This is a genomic window from Hymenobacter sp. BT559 (genome assembly GCF_016427535.1).
In the GTDB taxonomy this organism is placed as follows: domain Bacteria; phylum Bacteroidota; class Bacteroidia; order Cytophagales; family Hymenobacteraceae; genus Hymenobacter.
This window is the reverse complement of the sequence record NZ_JAELXV010000001.1, coordinates 1,298,093-1,314,180: the sequence shown is the minus strand read 5'-3', so window position 1 is coordinate 1,314,180 and position 16,088 is coordinate 1,298,093. Positions and strand designations below refer to the sequence as shown.

Genomic DNA, 16,088 nt, shown 5'->3' with positions numbered 1-16,088 from the left:
GCCCCTGGCTATTTGCGGAAGATACCTAGGTAGCCCCCGCCCGCTTGCAGGGATAAGGTGAGGGAGACCTGCGACGTGACGGTGGCGCGCTTGATATTGGGCGCAGCCGGCGCTTCTGAGCTATCGGCCAGCGTCAGGGCCTGGTAGCTGCCCTTGCCCAAGAAGGCGAGCTTAACGGGCACTTGCTGGGCCGCCGTCCCATTCAGCGCCGCTAGGTACCAGGTGGTGCCCCGGCGGCGGGCCAGCAGCGAAAGGCCCCCTATTGCGCTCTGGGGCAGCACGATGGTTTCGTCCCACTCGGTCGGAATGCTGGTAATAAGCTCCCAGGCGGGGCTGGTCAGGATGTCTTCGGGGTTGGCGGCCACGCACAAAAAAGGCGAGGTAAACGTAGCCATCGTGGCAACTTGGTACGCCAGCGTGGAGCCTTGGCCGAGGGGCCCAAAGGTGAGGGGCGTGTAGTCGCCGTGGCCGGCTAGGTAGCGCGTAAACGGCAGAGCCGCGTCGTGCGCGGGCCACACTTTTTCGCTTTCCAGGCCCCGCACCCCCTCCCGCGACAGCTCGTTGGGCCAGGTGCGCGACTCGCCGGTCGGCTTGTTGGCCCCGTGAAAATCCAGCAGCAAGTGCAGCTCGGCGGCCTCGCGCAGGGCGGCCTGGTAAAACTTTATGACCTCCTGCGATTCACCGTTGAAGAAGTCAATCTTCACGCCTGCCACGCCGATATCGCGGCAGTGGCGAAAAAAGGCCTGCCGCGCGGCGGCCTGCTGCAAGCCGGGAGTGCCGTCGTGGTCGGAATAGGCTTTCCACACCCACACCTTTACGTGCTGAGCCGCCGAGTACGTCACTAGCTCCTGCATCAGGGTCCAGGGGTCTTTGCCACCGTCGTTCCAGCGGCTCCAGCCCTCGTCTACTAGGTTATATTCGAAGCCCAGCTGCCCCGCCCACTGAGAAAACCGCTTCATGTTTTCGAACGTCACGGCCCGGTTGCCCGAGAGCCACGACCACACGCTGCGGCCGGGCTGGACCCAGGGCGTGGCCAAGCCCTGCGGAAATAAACGGGCATCGGGCTTGGGCGACACGTTGGGCACAATATCGCAGTTCACCAGCGTGTTTAGGTCCGCCCCTACCTCCACAATGCGCCAAGGCGTTTCGATCGTAGCACCGGTGGCTACGGCCCCCTTCAAATTGGCTTTGAACACGCGCGGGCCACTGGCGACCAGCGACATGCCAGCAAAATCCGTAAGCCCCCCTTCGGTAATAGCCAGGTAGCCCTGCCGCCCCGGCAGCACCACGGTGAGCGGCGGCCCCGCCAACTGGCCCAAGGGCACCGCCTCAATAGCCTGCGGCTGATAGCGGCCCTCATAGTTGACAATGTCGGGCTGGCTCCACACGCTGCTGCCCGCCGGAATAGCAAACTCCGTGTTGTCGGCGCGTACTGGGTCCTGCCCCGCCTGCGGCACCACGTAGCGCCACGCCACGCCGTCGTTGAACACCCGGGCCTCTAGGCGAAAGGCTGCGGCCGGGGCCGCGGGCGTAACGGGCAAGCTTGCTTGGTTGTAGGCATTTGTGGCCTTGCTGTGCACCCCGCGCCAAGGGTAGGTTTCGACGACGCTGGTGCGCTGCACCTGGCCAAACGCCTGCCCCCGGCCCACCACCCGCGAACCCAGCTGCAACCCCAAGGCCGATGGCTCGATGACCGGCTTGCCCCGAAACATGACTTTATACTGCAGCTGGTCGCCGGTGAAAAAGACCGTTAAGGCCAGGCGCTTGTCAGGGCTCAGAATGGTTTCCTGCCGGGTTTGGGCCAGCAGCGCCGGGGCCGATAGCAGCTGCGCAGCCAGCAGCCAGGAGAAAGCAGTGGAGATATTCATGAAGGAGAAGAGCGACGAGAAAAGGTAGCGGCGGCTAAAGTACTCCCAAAGGGCGGCGAACTTTCGCGGAGCGGGGCGCCGTAAGCGCCTGGCCACCTAACCCTTAGCCCCTAGGGCACCTCTTTCGGCCGGGAGTACCTGAGGGGCTAAGGGGCAGCAACTCATGAATTAGGGCGGCTATTCCCGTTTGCGAAGCTCTGGACACAAGCAGTTTGGCACTACTCGCGGGCCCACCCGCTTTCCCTAGGTATGCCACTGCACCCCTCCCGCTTTTAGGAAGCCCGCAGCTACTACAGCCTACGGGGCAATAAGAGGCACCCTTTTTGCCCACGGCACTTGGCGAGCTAGCTAGTAAGGCTCGGCCATTTTAGTCTTTCACCTAGGCTTCGGTTTAAAAAGCTGTACTTTGCGCTTCCTACCCACTTTTATAAAGCGGCAATTAATCGCCGCCTACTCCGCAATACCAGTCGGTGCTACCCAGCGCCTACACAGGCAAGCACGCTAAGCCCCAAGCGCTGGGCTACCACCGCCAGCGCTCATGCGCGCAGCCGCTAACCCCGCTTTTCCACCCTTTTCTCTTCTTTCCCCACTGTATGACCCACCGCCGCGATTTTGTGAAGCAAGTTGGCTTGCTAGCCGCTGCTTCTTGCCTGCAGCCCGAGCTGCTACTTGCCGCCCCCGCGCCCTACAAGGCTGGCCTGCAACTATATACCCTGCGCGAGTATATCGGCCAGGACCCCAAAGGCGTGCTGGCCAAAGTAGCCAAAGCCGGCTACCAAGAAGTCGAAACGTTTGGTTACAGCCCCGAAAAGCACTTCTGGGGCATGAAGCCCACGGAGTTTAAAGCCGTGCTCGCGGGCAATGGCCTGACCACCCCCAGCGGGCACTACGACCTGGGCAATTTTCTGCGGAGCGGCGACGAGGCCCAGCTCATGGCTACCATTGAGGCAGCCAAAGCTTGCGGCCAGCAGTACGTCATTGTGCCGTACCTGGATGAGAAGCTGCGCGCCACGGTGGCCGACTGCCGGGCCCTGGCGGCCAAGTTCAACACGGCGGGTGCCCGGTGCAAAAGCGCGGGCATGCGCCTAGGTTACCACAACCACGATTTTGAATTCAAGCCCCTCGAAGGCACCACCGTTTACGACGTGCTGCTCAAGGAAACCGACCCGGCCCTGGTAGACTTTGAAATGGATATCTACTGGGTAGTGCGGTCTGGGCAAGACCCCATCAAGCTGATAAAGGACCACCCCAAGCGCTTCCCGCTCTGGCACGTGAAGGACATGGACAAAGCCAATCGCGAGCTAAACACCGAGGTGGGCAACGGGTCGATTGATTACCGCAGCATCATGGCCTACGCTGGCACGGCGGGGCTCAAGCACCCCGTAATGGAGCAAGAGAATTTTGCAGGCGATGCCTTCCAGAGCATCGCCCAGAGCGCCGCTTACATGCGCAAGAACCTGCTGTCTGTACCTAAGAAGGCTTAGCGGGACAGCTCCACGCGTAGTTGGCTGTTTGTAAAAAGGCCGTTAATTCATGCTGCTTTGGCTATGCCCAGCAGGATGGGTTAACGGCCTTTCGCTTAATATGCCCTAGGTCTTAGCGGGTGGCGCGGTGCACCTTGAACACGTACGCAAACGGACAAGGCACCTGGGCCGGGGTGAGGGCCGGCGGCTGCACCAGCAGCTGGCCACGCTGGGCCGTGTACGCGACGGGCACCGTGCTGCCCAGCAACGTCACCGTGGGGTGGCTGGCCGAGGGCACCCCGGCCACTACAAAAGGCGCGGTGGGCCAGCTTGTGGCCAGCACGTACACGTCCTGGTCTTTGGCGGTGTAGTAGAGGGACTGCGACGCGCCCTTGGCAGGTGCCCCCGGCGCCCACGCCCGCGTGCCATAAATGGCTTCGCCATTGACAGCAAGCCAGCGCCCGATATCGACCAGGCGCTCTTGCATGAGGACGGGAATGGTGCCATCGGCCGCCGGCCCAATGTTGAGCAGCAGGTTGCCGCCGCGGCTCACGATGTCGATGAGCTGGTGCACCAGCTGGGCCGAGGTGCTGTAGTCCTCAATGTTTTCGGCCCGGTTGAAGCCGTAGGACTGCCCCATGCCGCGGCTTTCCTCCCAGGGGTGCTGCACGCCGACTTTGTCGTTGTCGCTCGCGTACTCGCTGGTGTAGTAGCCGCCGTGCTGCCCGCGGGTGCCTTGTCCCCAGCGGTCGTTCACGACTACTTCTTCCTTGTTAGGGGCCTCGTTGTAGAGCCAGGCCAGAAACTCGGGGCTGCGCCAGTAGGTAGCCGGGCGGTCCCATTCGCCATCGGCAAAGAGCAAGGCCGGCTGGTAGGTCGTAACCAACTCCTTGAGCTGCCACAGCGAGTTCTTTTCCACGTACTGCGCGTCGGGGATGCGGTATTTGTCGATGTCGGCTTTGGGTAGGTAATAGCCGCTGGGGCGGTTGGCCGTAGCGGTGCTTTCCCACTCCAGCAGCGAGTAGTAGAAGCCCATTTTCAGGCCCCGGGCCCGCACGGCCTGGGCTAGCTCGCCGGCCAGGTCGCGCTTGGGCCCCACTACCCCACTGTGCCACTGCTGCTTGTAGGGGGCGGTGGTGGGCCACAGGCAGTAGCCATCGTGGTGCTTGGTGGTCAGCACCACGTAGCGGGCGCCAGCGCGGGCAAATAAGTCGGCCCAGCGGGCGGGGTCAAACAGCTCGGCCCGAAACAGGGGCCCAAAGTCGCGGTACGTGAACGTGGGGCCGTAGTTCTTGTCATGAAAGCTTTGCCGCAGGGCGGCGTTGCCGTACACATCGGCGCCGTACCACTCAGCATAGGTTTCGTAGGGCCGCGGGCTCACGGGCCGGTAGGCGGGCACCGAGTACACGCCCCAGTGAATGAAGATGCCAAACTTGGCATCAGTAAACCAGGCCGGAATGGGACGCCGGTCGAGCGAGGCCCAGGTGGGGGCGTAGGGAGTTTGGGCCCGGGCGGGCAGCACCGCCACCACGGCCCCTAGTAGCCAGCGCCACCCGGTAGAGGACAAGAAAGACACGCGAAACGACGGAGTAGATGAGCGGCTAAAGCTAGTGCTTCGCCAGCAGAAGTACGCCCCATCTGCTCGCCTAGGTAGCCGCGGCGCGACCTCTACCGCCCCTGCCGTTCGCACACCGCCCGCTATTGCCGTTTTTTTGTATCGCAAGCCGTTTCACTTCTCTCGCATTGCGCACGATGAGCAGGCTACACTAGACGCTAACTTCTGGGGCGCCGATGCGGCAGATACCCGCCGCCTGGCCTGGTACAAGTAGGGCAGCATGATGCCACTCAAACACGTAGGCCCCTGCACCAGCTGCGGCAGCACCTAGGGCGCCACTACTACACAAAAGGCCCAGCCAATCGGCTGGGCCTTCATTCCTACATGGTCTCGTAAGGCGCAGTAGCGCAGCTTAGTGCGACTCGCTGGTTTCGATGCCGAGCAGCGTGAGGCGCACCGGGCGCGCCGTCACTTTGTGCTTCGTTACCGCGCTCAGGTTGTCGAGCTGCACCTGATGCACCTCGCCCAGCGCAGGCACGGCGATGTAGGCAAACCGCTCCGAAGCTTCCAGTACGGGCTTGTACACATCGGCCGCGGAGGTGGCGGCAATCACGGTGCCCTGCTGCTTCAAGGAATTAGTAGTCAGGTCGTACACCCGCAGCTGGCCGCCGAGCGTCAGCACCAGCAGCTGCTTGCCGGCGTAGTCAAGCTTGCACTGAATGGCGTCGGTGCCGTCGTAGATGGGCGTCATGCTATTCGCCGCCAGGTCGATGAGGTAAGCGCCCTTGGTGGCTGAGTAGCCAATAAATTTCTTAGCGCCCTCCGCATATAAAATGGTGCCTAGGCGGTTGGCACCGAGGCTGGCGGGATTAGCAATGAGGCGCTGCTGACCTGACTTGTTGACTACTAGCACGCTGCCACTGGTGTTAGCTGTGGTGGTCCAAGCGCCGAATACAGCGTTTTCGCCATCGCTGGCATTGCCGTGGAGGCTGCCAGTTTGCAGGGTGGCGGCATGCACCAAGCCGCCAGTTGAGTTGATGACGCGCACGCCGGTGGGCGCGGTGCTGCCGGGCTGGGTTTCGGTTACGGCATAGGTGTCGTTGCTGAAGTGGGCCATGGCCCCGTGGTGAGCCGCTAGGCCAGCATTGATAACCCGAAACTTAGCGCCCGGTGTGTGGAAGTCGTCTTCGTCGGCCACGCTCAGCGTGCCATCGCCATCGTTGAAAATTAGCGTCTCTTCGTCATGGCTCTTGAAGTGCGTCGGCTTGGGGTTCGTAGCCGAGATGGCGGCCCACTTGGCCGTGCCCTTCACATCGGCGTGGTCGTCGTGCGATTCTAGGCCAGTGTCGAACATCTCCACCAGGTTCTGGCTCTGGTACAGCACGGCGGCGTATCGGCCCGAGGCCGTGGGGTAGAGTGTAGCCAGCGGATACTTGGCGCTAAACGAAGCCGTGCTGCCGTCGAAAGGCGTGAGTTGAGTGAGGGTACTGGCCTGCTCGTCGGCCACCAGCAGGCGCACAAAACGGTACTCCTTGCCCGCGTCAGGGTCAACCGGGGTTACGTCGTCGTTGTCCTTGTTGCAAGCCGCAAGCGATAAACCCGCCGCGATAGTCAGCGCCAGCCGAGCCGATGAAAAGAGGTGCTTCATGGTAGAAAAGGGAAGAAATGAAATGAGGTTTTCGTGATTTTTTTTGCAAACCTAAGCAAGCGCGTCCTACTTTTGAAACGTGGTTGCAATAAAAAAATATCATTCATTCTTTCGGCTTCATCTCTTGTCCTGTGCTGGGATAGGAGCAATGCTCAGCCTACTAAGCGTGCCCAGCCTGCCCCAGACGGCCACGGCACAGACTTGCCAGCTGCACGTGGCGGGTGTGGTAACCGACGCGGCCGGCCAAGTACTGCCCGCCGCCACCGTGCGTCTAGAAGGCACTTCTATTAGCACGGTGGCCGATAATAATGGTCATTATTACTTAGCTGGACTATGCTCCGGTACCTACCATCTGGTAGTGACCTACCTAGGCTTCGAGCCCGCTACTCGTTCCCTGACTCTAGCAGCCAGTACAGAGCTACCCGTCGTACTGCGTCCATTAGAGGGCACCCTAGGTGAGGTGACGGCTACCGGTCAGCGAGCTTATGATACGCCATTAATGCAACAAAGTAGCGTTGAGATGCGTGAGCTGTCGCTCACACGGGGGCAGACGCTGGCCGAGGCCCTGCAACGCGTGCCAGGTCTGCGTACCATCCAGACGGGACCTAGCATCGTCAAGCCCGTCATTCATGGCATGCACTCCAACCGGGTGCTGATTTATAATGCCGGCGTGCGTCAGGAGGGGCAGCAGTGGGGCAGCGAGCACGCCCCCGAGGTAGACCCCTTCGTGGCCAGCCGCCTCACGGTGGTGAAGGGCGCGGCCAGCGTCATGTACGGCTCCGATGCCGTGGGCGGTGTTATCCTGGTCGAGCCCGATGCCCTCGACTATCGGCCCGGCCTGCGGGGCCGCGTCGAGTCGGTGCTGATGAGCAATAACGGCCTCGGGGCGCTGTCGGCTACGGCCGAAGGGGCCCGGCCCCAGGGCCTGCTTGGCTACCGGGTGCAACTGAGCACGCGGCAGGCCGCCAACGCCCGCGTACCCGGCTACTACCTGAAGAACACGGGCTTTCAGGAGTATAATGGTTCGGCCACGGTGGGCTTTGCCAAGAACGCCTTTTCGGCCGAGCTGTACGCCAGCACTTTCAACTCGCGGCTGGGCATTTTTGAGGGCGCGCACATCGGCAATACTACCGACTTGCTGGCCGCTATTGCGCGCTCCGAGCCGCTGGTGAAGGGAGATTTTTCGTACGCCATCGGGCGGCCCTACCAGCTTATCGGCCACCACTCGGTGCGCGTGGCTGCGCACTATGAGCTACCTAGGCTGGGCAAGCTGCACCTGCGCTACAGCTACCAGCGCAACAACCGCGAGGAGTATGACCTGGTGCGCCAGGCCTACGAGCACGAGTACCAGTTACGCTTCAACCTCACCACCCAGGCCCTAGATGCTTACCTCGACCACCGCCCCCTAGGTGGCCTGCGAGGCAAAGTGGGCGTGAGTGCGCAGCACCAGCAGAACTACTACGACGGCCGCTACCTCATCCCGTTTTTCACCAATCGCAGCCTGGGCGCCTTTGCCACCGAGCGCTGGAGCCGCGGGCACCTAGAGCTGGAAGCCGGCGCCCGCTACGATGCCCGGCACATGCAGGCCCGGCTGCGCGAGGTGCCCACCGACCAGCGCAGCCCCGAAATCCGGCCCCAGTTCAGCTACGGGCAGCTCACGGGCACGGTGGGGGCGGCCTACCAGCTGCCGGCCGGTTGGCGCCTGAATGCGGGCGCGGCCCGGGGCTGGCGGCCGCCGTCCATCAACGAGCTGTTTTCGCAGGGCGTGCACCACGGCAGCGCCCGCTTCGAGCAGGGCGACCGCAACCTGCGCGAAGAATCCACTTTTAACCTCTACGGCGGGGTGACCAAGAAGAGCGAGCGGCTGAGCGGCGAGCTGAATGTGTACCACAATCGCCTCAACAACTACATCTACCTGCGCCCCGGCACCGAGGCTGTGCTCACGGTGCGGGGCGCGTTTTTGGCTTACCAATATGTGCAGGTCGATGCCGCGCTCTACGGCACCGATGCCACGGCCAGCTACCGCGTGGCCGATTGGCTAACGGCCACGGCCAGCTACTCGGCGGTGCGCGCCTACAACCGCGAGACCGGCCGGCACCTAGAGCTGATTCCGGCCGACCGCACCGCCGCTGCCCTGCGCCTGACCTTGCCCACCTGGCGCGGCCTAGCCGACAATACCCTGAGTCTACGCGTGGAGCACACCGCCCGCCAGTGGCGCGTGCGCGACGACCAGGACTTTGCCCCGCCGCCCGCCGCCTACACCCTCTGCCACCTCGACGCCAGCACCGAGGCCCACCTACTGGGCCGCTCCGTGGCCCTGAGCCTGAGCGTGTACAACCTCTTCAACACCACCTACCGCGACTACCTCAACGCCTTCCGCTACTTCGCCCCCGAGGTGGGCCGCAATGTAGCCCTGCGCCTCACGGTACCCTTTGGCCAATCGCCGGCCGCTTCTTCTACCCCCTAATTCTTTGATAGTATGACTTTTGCTTTCTCTCGCCCAGCGTCCTTGCTGGCCCCCGCCCTACTTGCCCTAGGTCTGCTGGGCAGCTGCTCAAAAGACGAAACGCCCCTGCCCGCCGTGCGCGAAAACGAATTGATAACCTCCATGCGCCTCAAGTTCGTGAACCAGGCCACCCCCACCGACGTGCGCCTGGCCACCTGGAAAGACCTGGACGGCCAGGGCGGCAACCCGCCCGTTATCGACCCCATCACCTTGCAACCCAACACGGTGTACACGCTCACGGTCGATGCCGTTCTCAACGAAACCTCGACCACGAGCGAGGACGTGACGCCCGAAATCGTGCGCGAGGCCACCAACCACTTGTTTGTCTACAAGCCCACGGGCGCGCCGCTCACGGTGGTAGTTACCGACAAAGACAGCCAAGGCTTGCCCTTTGGCTTGCAGGCGCGGGCCACCACGGCAGGCGCGGGCAGCGGTAGCCTGCGCGTGGTATTGCGCCACCAAGTCGGCACTAAGGATGGCACTGAAACGCCCGGCAGCACCGACTTCGACACGACCTTTCCAGTTACCATTCGCTAAGCCTAGGTAGTACCTAGCTAGTAAGCAAAGGCGCGGAACTGGCTCAGCTGGTTCTCCGTGCCCTAGCCTTGGTCGATACGCAGGCCGGCAAGTCCTAGGTGGGCCAGTTGCCAGCCCGGCCAACGGCTGAGCATATCTTTCGTGGGTTGCCCTTTGGCTCCATTGTTTCTTCAGAAAAACACCAGGCTATTTCACAAAATATGCCTGGTGTTTTTGATATTTACAGCCTTTACAGTCCAAACGAGTACTTTCAACCAAGCCGGCAGTGGTAACAACCAGAAGGTGGAGGTGGAGAAGAATAAATTTCAGCAAGAGTTAGCCGCTACCCCGGCGGCCTGCCAGTGTGAGTTAGCCCCGGCCAACGCCCTAGTAGCCGCCAAAGACGAAACTATTACGCGCCAGCTTCACCCGCTCCAACTGATGTACTTAACTCAGCACTCGCCCGAAGAACGCCTGGAAACTCGCTATCAAGACTTAATAGCTAAGTTTCGCGCTGCGCAGACTGACTTTCACCTTATCCAAAGCCAATGCGCTCACCTACAATTTGTAGTGCGCATGAAGCAAGAAGTAATAGAGGAGCTACTACCCTATTACCCTCACCCACTCACGAGCGCGATGCAAGCTAAAATCTACTTGACTTAGCCTCTCGTTGCGCGCCAGCTTCACCCACCCCACCTATAAAAATCTTACCAACCCTCACCAGTAGCCTAGCCCTCTCGGCTTAACAGTCCATTCAGCATTTACAACTGGTATTTTAAAGTACCGTGTCATAAGTGCTAAGTGCTTCCTCTCACAAATGAGGATTTTAAAGGCAGCTTATATTGACGGCTAGGGCATCAAGAGCAACAACACAAAGGAGTTGCTTGCAGTATGGGAATCTATCCCTAATACGTAGTTAAGTGCAGAAAAGGGCTACTAATGGGCGCCCTGTTTCACCTAAGGCTGCTTCTCGGACACAACTTAGAGAAGTGACGCATTTGGCTGTCGTTTGAAGCACAACTGGCGTGGCATCTTAGCAGCAGACCAGCCACTGGTTTCGCTGCCTTCGGGCGAGTTCATGTATGTTAACCGGTGGGCGCGTTTCTTGACCTCACTTTGGACTACCAGCACTAACTCATCACCAAGGGTAATAAGGGCTTTGGTCGGGGAAGGGAGCTATTTTCGCGCCTGTACTCCCCTCGCTTTTACCATTGATGACTATGCCCTTACCTGTGCCCCTCGACGTTCTGCCGCTGTTTCCAGTGCTGGACCACGAGTTGCTGACCTTGATGCGTTCGCTCGGGCACGCGGACTGGCAACGCCCCACTTTAGCCCGGCAATGGACGGTAAAAGACGTGGCCGCTCATCTGCTCGACGGCAACCTGCGCACCTTATCCATGCTGCGCGATGGGCACTACGGCGAGGCGCCCGAGGCGGTAGACTACGCTGGTATTGTGACCTTCCTCAACCGCCTCAACGGCGAGTGGGTGCGCACCGCGCGCCGGCTTAGTCCTGCAGTGCTCATTGAGCTGCTAGCCCAATCGGGCGCCGAGTACACGGCCTACCTCCACACCCTGGACCCGTGGGCGACCGCCGCGTTCTCGGTGGCGTGGGCCGGGGAGGCTGAGTCGAAGAACTGGTTTCATATTGCGCGCGACTACAGCGAGAAATGGCACCACCAGCAGCAAATTCGGGAAGCCGTGGGCCAAACCGCCAACCTACTAACCCCGGCGCTCTACCGGCCGCTACTGGACACCTTGCTGCGTGGGTTGCCTCATGCGCTACGGGAAGTGTCGGCGCCAGTTGGGACGGTGGTACAAGTGTGCGTGTCCTCGGCCAGCGGGGGCGTGTGGCAGACGGAAAGAGTCGCTGACCGCTGGCAGTTGCGGGCCACGTTCGTGCCCGGCACGCAGCTAGCGGCGGAAGTGGAGCTGGCCCCGGAAGTGGCGTGGAAGGTGTTTACCAAAGGTATAGACCCCGCGGAGGCCGGCGCGCAGCTGCGCGGCGATGCCCACTTAGGCGCGGCCGTGCTCCGGATGGTGGCTGTCATGGCCTAAGCTAGCGCTGCTATTAACATCAAGCAGCTACTGGAAACGCAGCAAACAAGCTACCCGCGAGCGTGCAAATAGGTCAAATGCCCTTTTACGTGTTGTGAACGACGGACTACATGTCGTGGTGTAAACATCCCGCGCTCGCTGGATGCGCGTGAGACTTAAGCACCTGCCACTGCACCTTCGTGCGCCATGAACCTGCCGGGTGCTGAACTGTATCGACCTTTTTTAAAGAAGCGTACAGTTACTGGCTTATCCTAGTTGGTGGTCATCAATTCAGATTCAGACCAAAAAGCAGCCCAAACCAGGGTTTACGCTGGTAGAGCCAGTAGTCGGCGTCGGAGCCAAGCAGTTGGTCTACCCCAATAGCTATCCCTAGGTTGAATACCCGGGCGTCGTAGATGGCCGCGGCCCCGCTATGAATCACTACGCCCTCGTAATCCAACGCCGCGTGGCCGCGGGTCAAGTCGCCTGTTACCAGGGAGGAACCCAAGCCGGTAAATAAGCCGTAGCCCAGCCCCACGGTGCGAATCAGCGGCGCGGTCCGTCCAATAGGTGAGCGGTGGCGGTTAAGATGGTAAAAGTCGAGCCGCCGCCCAACGTACAGCGCCGCGTTAAAGGTCGTGTTGAGTGCAATAGGCACCTGCTCGCGGGCCGGACGCACCTTAAACGGCAAGGTGAAAATGTCAAAATCCATTTCGCGATGCAATAGCACGGCATGGTGCTTAGGCCGCAGCCCGTAGCGCACAGGCGACGCGATGGTCGTCCCTGGCAGATAGAGCAGCAATGTATCAGGTGCTGGTTGCTCTACGTATAAGCGATGGTGGGGAACACCCGCTACGACGTTGGTCAGTAGCGAATCATTCGTCTGCAGGAGCTGGTAGTAGTCTTCTGTGAGCTGCGTTACCCGCCCGACCGAGCAGCTTCCCAGCCCGAGCAGTCCGAGTAAACCAACTAGCCCCGTGTACAAAACACCCCTGGCGCGAATAGTCTGGTCGCGGTTAGGCATAGCATGGAACAGCCAGCACGGTCACTGGATTGGTGCGTTAGATTCTAGGCAAAGCTACCACGCATAGAAGAGGCCGTCGGTTAATGCCCGTCCCTAGACGATTTTAAAAGCCAAGTCTGTTTCCGCGTTAACCCACCCTGCTACAATAGCTTTCCTTTCACACCCTGTATACATGACCGAACAACTCTTAGCCCAACAAGATTGTCCCTTTACCTGGCTCGACATTACCAACCCAGAAGCGGGCGAGCTGCAGGCCGTGGCCGCACAGTATAACTTGCCTGAGGCCCTGGTACGTGATTGCCTAGAGCCAAATCACTTACCGAAGTTTGAGGCTACCTCCGGGCTGAGTTTCATTATCCTGCGGGTATACGCTACCCCCAAACATAGCGAAGCTGATACTATTCAAGAACTGACTACCAAAATTGCGGTTTTTTACACCGCTGACCGCCTTATAACCGTGCATCGGCGTCAGCATCCGGTACTGCTCGAGTTAAAAAACGTGGCCCGTACCCCAGGTCAGGAGTGCTCTACCCCGGCTGAAGTGAGCCTGCATCTGACGCGCTACGCGCTCAATAGCTTTGTGCAGCCCGCCCTGACCCTAACCAAAGCGTTGGACGACTATGAAGCCGAAATATTCCTCAAGAAAGAGGTGCCCAACGCCTTACAGGGGCTATACTTCCTCAAGCGCAAAGCCTCGGTGGCCCGCCAGTTGCTGCTGCTCACCCGCGATATCCTAACCATGTTGCGCCGGCAGACGACGACCCCTGCTCACGCCTTGCTGCTACAGGATACCCAAGATTTGCACACCAAAGTGGAAACGCTCTACCAGCAACTTGATGGGGCAGCCACCAACCTGATGAACCTGTACTTATCCTTGTCCTCGCAGCGCACGAACGAGGCCATGCGCGTACTGACCGTGTTTTCGGCCTTCTTCCTGCCACTGACCTTTATTGCGGGTATTTACGGCATGAACTTCGAGTTTATGCCCGAGCTAACCTGGAAACTGGGTTATCCGGGCGTATTAGTCAGCATGGTGCTTATTTCTGTTGGCATCTACGTCTGGTTTAAGCGCAAGGGCTGGGTATAAAGGGTAGCACGAGCGTCTGAAATAGGGGTCGCCCTAAAGTAGGAACAGCACACCCCGCTAAGCCGCATTCAGCGCATTTCTCACATAAATAGGCTGTTGCTTTCGGATTGGGCACCGCCTCGAAACTTAGGAAGCAGCCGAGTAGCAGACTATCCTAAAGCCTAGGGGTGCTCTAATACCACCTGGCTTTCGCTTCGGGAAGCCCACCGGCGGAGCAGCGCGAACGGGTTGAGCGCGCGGGTGCGAGGCACGCGGTGCTAGGTGCCGGCCTGTGGGCGCTGCTTGACGGCCCGCTACTTTTGAGGGCGCACCTTTTTCCTGCCCATGACCGCTACGCTCCTAACCGAAACCCAGCTCCCGCATTTGCCCTCTGCCTCGGGGGTCGAGCTGCTGGGGCCGACTGCCTACCTCGTCAGCGATGACTCGCCCTTCCTGTACCTGCTCGATGCCGCTACGCTCGCCCCGGTAGCGCAAGTTGCCCTATTCACCAGCCCCGAGGGGGAGGTGGGTCGGATTCCCAAAGCCCGCAAGCCTGACCTGGAAAGTATGGTGGCCGTCGTAGCTCCCAGCGGGGCCGCTGGCTTGCTGCTCTGTGGCTCGGGGTCCCTCCCCTCCCGCGAGACCGGCTACTTTGTGGGGCTACCCGCGCCGACGGCGTCGCCGGAAGGTGCCACGCCGCGCTTTGTGCAGCGCCTCGACCTGCACCCGCTCTATGCACACCTGCGGACCCACTTACCCCCAGGTGCGGCTCTCAACCTGGAAGCAGCGGCGGCCACCGCGCACGCGTTGTGGCTGTTGCAGCGGCCGGTGGGCGGCGGCCCGGCCCTCGTGTTTGAGCTTCCGCTCGCCGCCACGCTGGCGCACTTATTTGAACCGCGCACGCCCGTCCCTGCCTTAGTAGGGGTGTACTCTTTTTCCCTACCTCAACTGGCGGGCTACCGGGCGGGCTTTTCCGGGGCCACGTGCGTAGACGGCCAGCTGCTAGTCACGGCCTCAGTGGAGGCCACTACCGATGCTGTGGCCGATGGGGCGACGTTGGGCTCCTACGTCGGGCGCCTGGACTTGCGCACCCAAACTGCCGCTTTCGCCCGCCTCGTTTGGGCCGATGGCCGAGCCTACCTAGGCAAAGTAGAGGGTCTAGCCGTGCGCCGCGTACTCGGCCCTAACCAGTGGGAGTTGCTTTTGGTGACCGATGATGACCGCGGCGGTAGCACGGCCCTCGTCGCAGAGCTACGATTAGCCTAAGGATTTTGGCAGAGCGGCTTCAGGAGTGAGTAGTAGCTTATTTACCAATCCAGTTGCCCCCTGCCCAATTAGTGTGACCCTTGAACACGTCGCTCTTTGGACCCCGAATGTAGAACGGGCGCGTCAATTTTATGGCGACTATTTTGGAGCCGTAGCCACAGGGTGGTACCGTGACCCAAACCGGCAGTTTTCCGCCTATTTTCTTTCCTTCGCCAGCGGCGCCCGGCTGAAGTTGATACAGCCAGCGAAGCTGCTGGCAGCGGGCCGGGGCCCCGTTATAAGGTGCGCCCACCTGGCCTTCGCGAGCGGTAGTGTGGCCACTGTGCAGGCCTTGACCGAGCGGCTGCGCCGGGCCGGCTACCCCATTACTCGCGAGCCGGGCCTCACCGCCGAAGGCTGCTACCAAAGCGTAATCGCGGACCCCGACGGCACTTCTATAGAAATCACCAGTTAATGCGTCAAGTACTTACGCCAATTCAGCTGGACATTTAGCAACCTGGGTTTTCAGATGCCGGCTTGCGGCAAGTAGCTGCTGTTTACGGTGGTCTTTTTGCCTTAAGTTACTCTGCTGCTGTGCGTTGCAGTTAGCACCAATACCTATCTCCAACTGAATTTAACTAAGGTGGAAAAACACTGCTGCGCCTAGGCGCGAACACTGCCTGTTTTTACGTCTTTCACTACTGACTATGACCATCGAACACATCGCCCTGTGGACTATTGACCTGGAGCGGGCCCGCCACTTTTACGAAGCCTACTTTGGCGCGACGGCCGGCGCGCGCTACCATAACCCGACCAAGGCTTTTACCTCCTACTTTCTGTGCTTTGCCTCGGGCGCTCGCCTCGAACTCATGCACCGGCCGGACCTGTTGGTCTCCGCTGCCGGCACCGTCCCCGCCGTGGGCTACGCGCACCTGGCCTTCGCCACGGGCAGCCGCGCGGCCGTCGATAGCCTGACGGAGCGCTTGCGCGCTGCTGGCTATTCAGTACTAGGGGAGCCGCGCACCACCGGCGATGGCTATTACGAAAGCGTGGTGGCCGACCCAGACGGCAATGTCATTGAAATCACCACTTGAAGGGAGCTGACGCTGTAATTGCCTACCTAGGGGTGAGTCACCGTAAGCAGATGCTTGGCCCCTAGGT

At 60.8% G+C, this 16,088-nt stretch carries 14 protein-coding genes; 10 read left to right on the top strand and 4 right to left on the bottom strand.

The features are described from left to right. Window positions 1–8 precede the first annotated feature (8 nt). The gene (locus JAO77_RS05440) at window positions 9–1,868 is read right to left on the bottom strand and encodes a glycoside hydrolase family 97 protein (protein ID WP_198989274.1); all 1,860 of its coding nucleotides are present in this window, start codon (window positions 1,866–1,868) and stop codon (window positions 9–11) included. A 593-nt stretch (window positions 1,869–2,461) separates the two neighbouring features. Here JAO77_RS05440 and JAO77_RS05435 point away from each other — a divergent pair. Continuing rightward, a complete protein-coding gene (locus JAO77_RS05435; RefSeq protein ID WP_198989273.1) occupies window positions 2,462–3,352 on the top strand; it encodes a sugar phosphate isomerase/epimerase family protein in 891 nt (296 codons plus the stop codon). 112 nt (window positions 3,353–3,464) lie between these two features. Here the strand turns inward: JAO77_RS05435 and JAO77_RS05430 are convergent, their stop codons facing one another. Beyond that, complete coding sequence (locus JAO77_RS05430) at window positions 3,465–4,907, bottom strand: alpha-L-fucosidase (RefSeq protein ID WP_370549721.1); 1,443 nt, start codon at window positions 4,905–4,907, stop codon at window positions 3,465–3,467. Window positions 4,908–4,941: 34 nt separating this feature from the next. On the opposite strand from JAO77_RS05430, the gene JAO77_RS05425 reads away from it, so the two are divergent. Further along, window positions 4,942–5,160: a hypothetical protein gene (locus JAO77_RS05425; RefSeq protein WP_198989272.1), complete on the top strand. Its 219-nt coding sequence runs from the start codon at window positions 4,942–4,944 to the stop codon at window positions 5,158–5,160. Between the two features lie 138 nt (window positions 5,161–5,298). Here the strand turns inward: JAO77_RS05425 and JAO77_RS05420 are convergent, their stop codons facing one another. After that, window positions 5,299–6,534 carry a hypothetical protein gene (locus JAO77_RS05420; RefSeq protein ID WP_198989271.1) on the bottom strand — a complete coding sequence of 412 codons (1,236 nt, stop codon included), beginning with the start codon at window positions 6,532–6,534 and terminating at the stop codon, window positions 5,299–5,301. 148 nt (window positions 6,535–6,682) lie between these two features. Here JAO77_RS05420 and JAO77_RS05415 point away from each other — a divergent pair, with 148 nt between their 5' ends. From JAO77_RS05415 to JAO77_RS05400, 4 genes are all read left to right on the top strand, one after another. Further along, window positions 6,683–9,001: a TonB-dependent receptor gene (locus JAO77_RS05415; protein WP_198989270.1), complete on the top strand. Its 2,319-nt coding sequence runs from the start codon at window positions 6,683–6,685 to the stop codon at window positions 8,999–9,001. 12 nt (window positions 9,002–9,013) lie between these two features. Next, window positions 9,014–9,577: a hypothetical protein gene (locus tag JAO77_RS05410; RefSeq protein WP_198989269.1), complete on the top strand. Its 564-nt coding sequence runs from the start codon at window positions 9,014–9,016 to the stop codon at window positions 9,575–9,577. Between the two features lie 213 nt (window positions 9,578–9,790). Further along, the gene (locus JAO77_RS05405; RefSeq protein ID WP_198989268.1) at window positions 9,791–10,219 is read left to right on the top strand and encodes a hypothetical protein; all 429 of its coding nucleotides are present in this window, start codon (window positions 9,791–9,793) and stop codon (window positions 10,217–10,219) included. 569 nt (window positions 10,220–10,788) lie between these two features. Continuing rightward, on the top strand, window positions 10,789–11,613 hold the full coding sequence (locus JAO77_RS05400; protein WP_198989267.1) for a maleylpyruvate isomerase N-terminal domain-containing protein: 825 nt from the start codon (window positions 10,789–10,791) through the stop codon (window positions 11,611–11,613). Window positions 11,614–11,878: 265 nt separating this feature from the next. Here JAO77_RS05400 and JAO77_RS05395 read toward each other — a convergent pair whose 3' ends face one another. Next, the gene (locus tag JAO77_RS05395) at window positions 11,879–12,616 is read right to left on the bottom strand and encodes a hypothetical protein (protein ID WP_198989266.1); all 738 of its coding nucleotides are present in this window, start codon (window positions 12,614–12,616) and stop codon (window positions 11,879–11,881) included. Window positions 12,617–12,788: 172 nt separating this feature from the next. Here JAO77_RS05395 and JAO77_RS05390 point away from each other — a divergent pair, with 172 nt between their 5' ends. From JAO77_RS05390 to JAO77_RS05375, 4 genes are all read left to right on the top strand, one after another. Beyond that, window positions 12,789–13,703 (top strand): magnesium transporter CorA family protein, encoded by a 915-nt coding sequence (locus JAO77_RS05390; RefSeq protein WP_198989265.1) that lies wholly within the window; start codon window positions 12,789–12,791, stop codon window positions 13,701–13,703. Between the two features lie 324 nt (window positions 13,704–14,027). Beyond that, a complete protein-coding gene (locus JAO77_RS05385; protein WP_198989264.1) occupies window positions 14,028–14,948 on the top strand; it encodes a DUF6929 family protein in 921 nt (306 codons plus the stop codon). Window positions 14,949–15,021: 73 nt separating this feature from the next. Next, window positions 15,022–15,402 carry a VOC family protein gene (locus JAO77_RS05380; RefSeq protein WP_198989263.1) on the top strand — a complete coding sequence of 127 codons (381 nt, stop codon included), beginning with the start codon at window positions 15,022–15,024 and terminating at the stop codon, window positions 15,400–15,402. Between the two features lie 232 nt (window positions 15,403–15,634). Then, window positions 15,635–16,021, top strand: a complete 387-nt coding sequence (locus JAO77_RS05375; RefSeq protein WP_198989262.1) for a VOC family protein — start codon at window positions 15,635–15,637, stop codon at window positions 16,019–16,021. Window positions 16,022–16,088 lie beyond the last annotated feature (67 nt).

Coding starts and splice junctions, on each gene's coding strand:
- JAO77_RS05440 (WP_198989274.1), bottom strand. CDS start 1,868: ATGAATATCTCCACTGCTTTCTCCTGGCTGCTGGCTGCGCAGCTGCTA.
- JAO77_RS05435 (WP_198989273.1), top strand. CDS start 2,462: ATGACCCACCGCCGCGATTTTGTGAAGCAAGTTGGCTTGCTAGCCGCT.
- JAO77_RS05420 (WP_198989271.1), bottom strand. CDS start 6,534: ATGAAGCACCTCTTTTCATCGGCTCGGCTGGCGCTGACTATCGCGGCG.
- JAO77_RS05415 (WP_198989270.1), top strand. CDS start 6,683: ATGCTCAGCCTACTAAGCGTGCCCAGCCTGCCCCAGACGGCCACGGCA.
- JAO77_RS05410 (WP_198989269.1), top strand. CDS start 9,014: ATGACTTTTGCTTTCTCTCGCCCAGCGTCCTTGCTGGCCCCCGCCCTA.
- JAO77_RS05395 (WP_198989266.1), bottom strand. CDS start 12,616: ATGCCTAACCGCGACCAGACTATTCGCGCCAGGGGTGTTTTGTACACG.
- JAO77_RS05390 (WP_198989265.1), top strand. CDS start 12,789: ATGACCGAACAACTCTTAGCCCAACAAGATTGTCCCTTTACCTGGCTC.
- JAO77_RS05385 (WP_198989264.1), top strand. CDS start 14,028: ATGACCGCTACGCTCCTAACCGAAACCCAGCTCCCGCATTTGCCCTCT.
- JAO77_RS05375 (WP_198989262.1), top strand. CDS start 15,635: ATGACCATCGAACACATCGCCCTGTGGACTATTGACCTGGAGCGGGCC.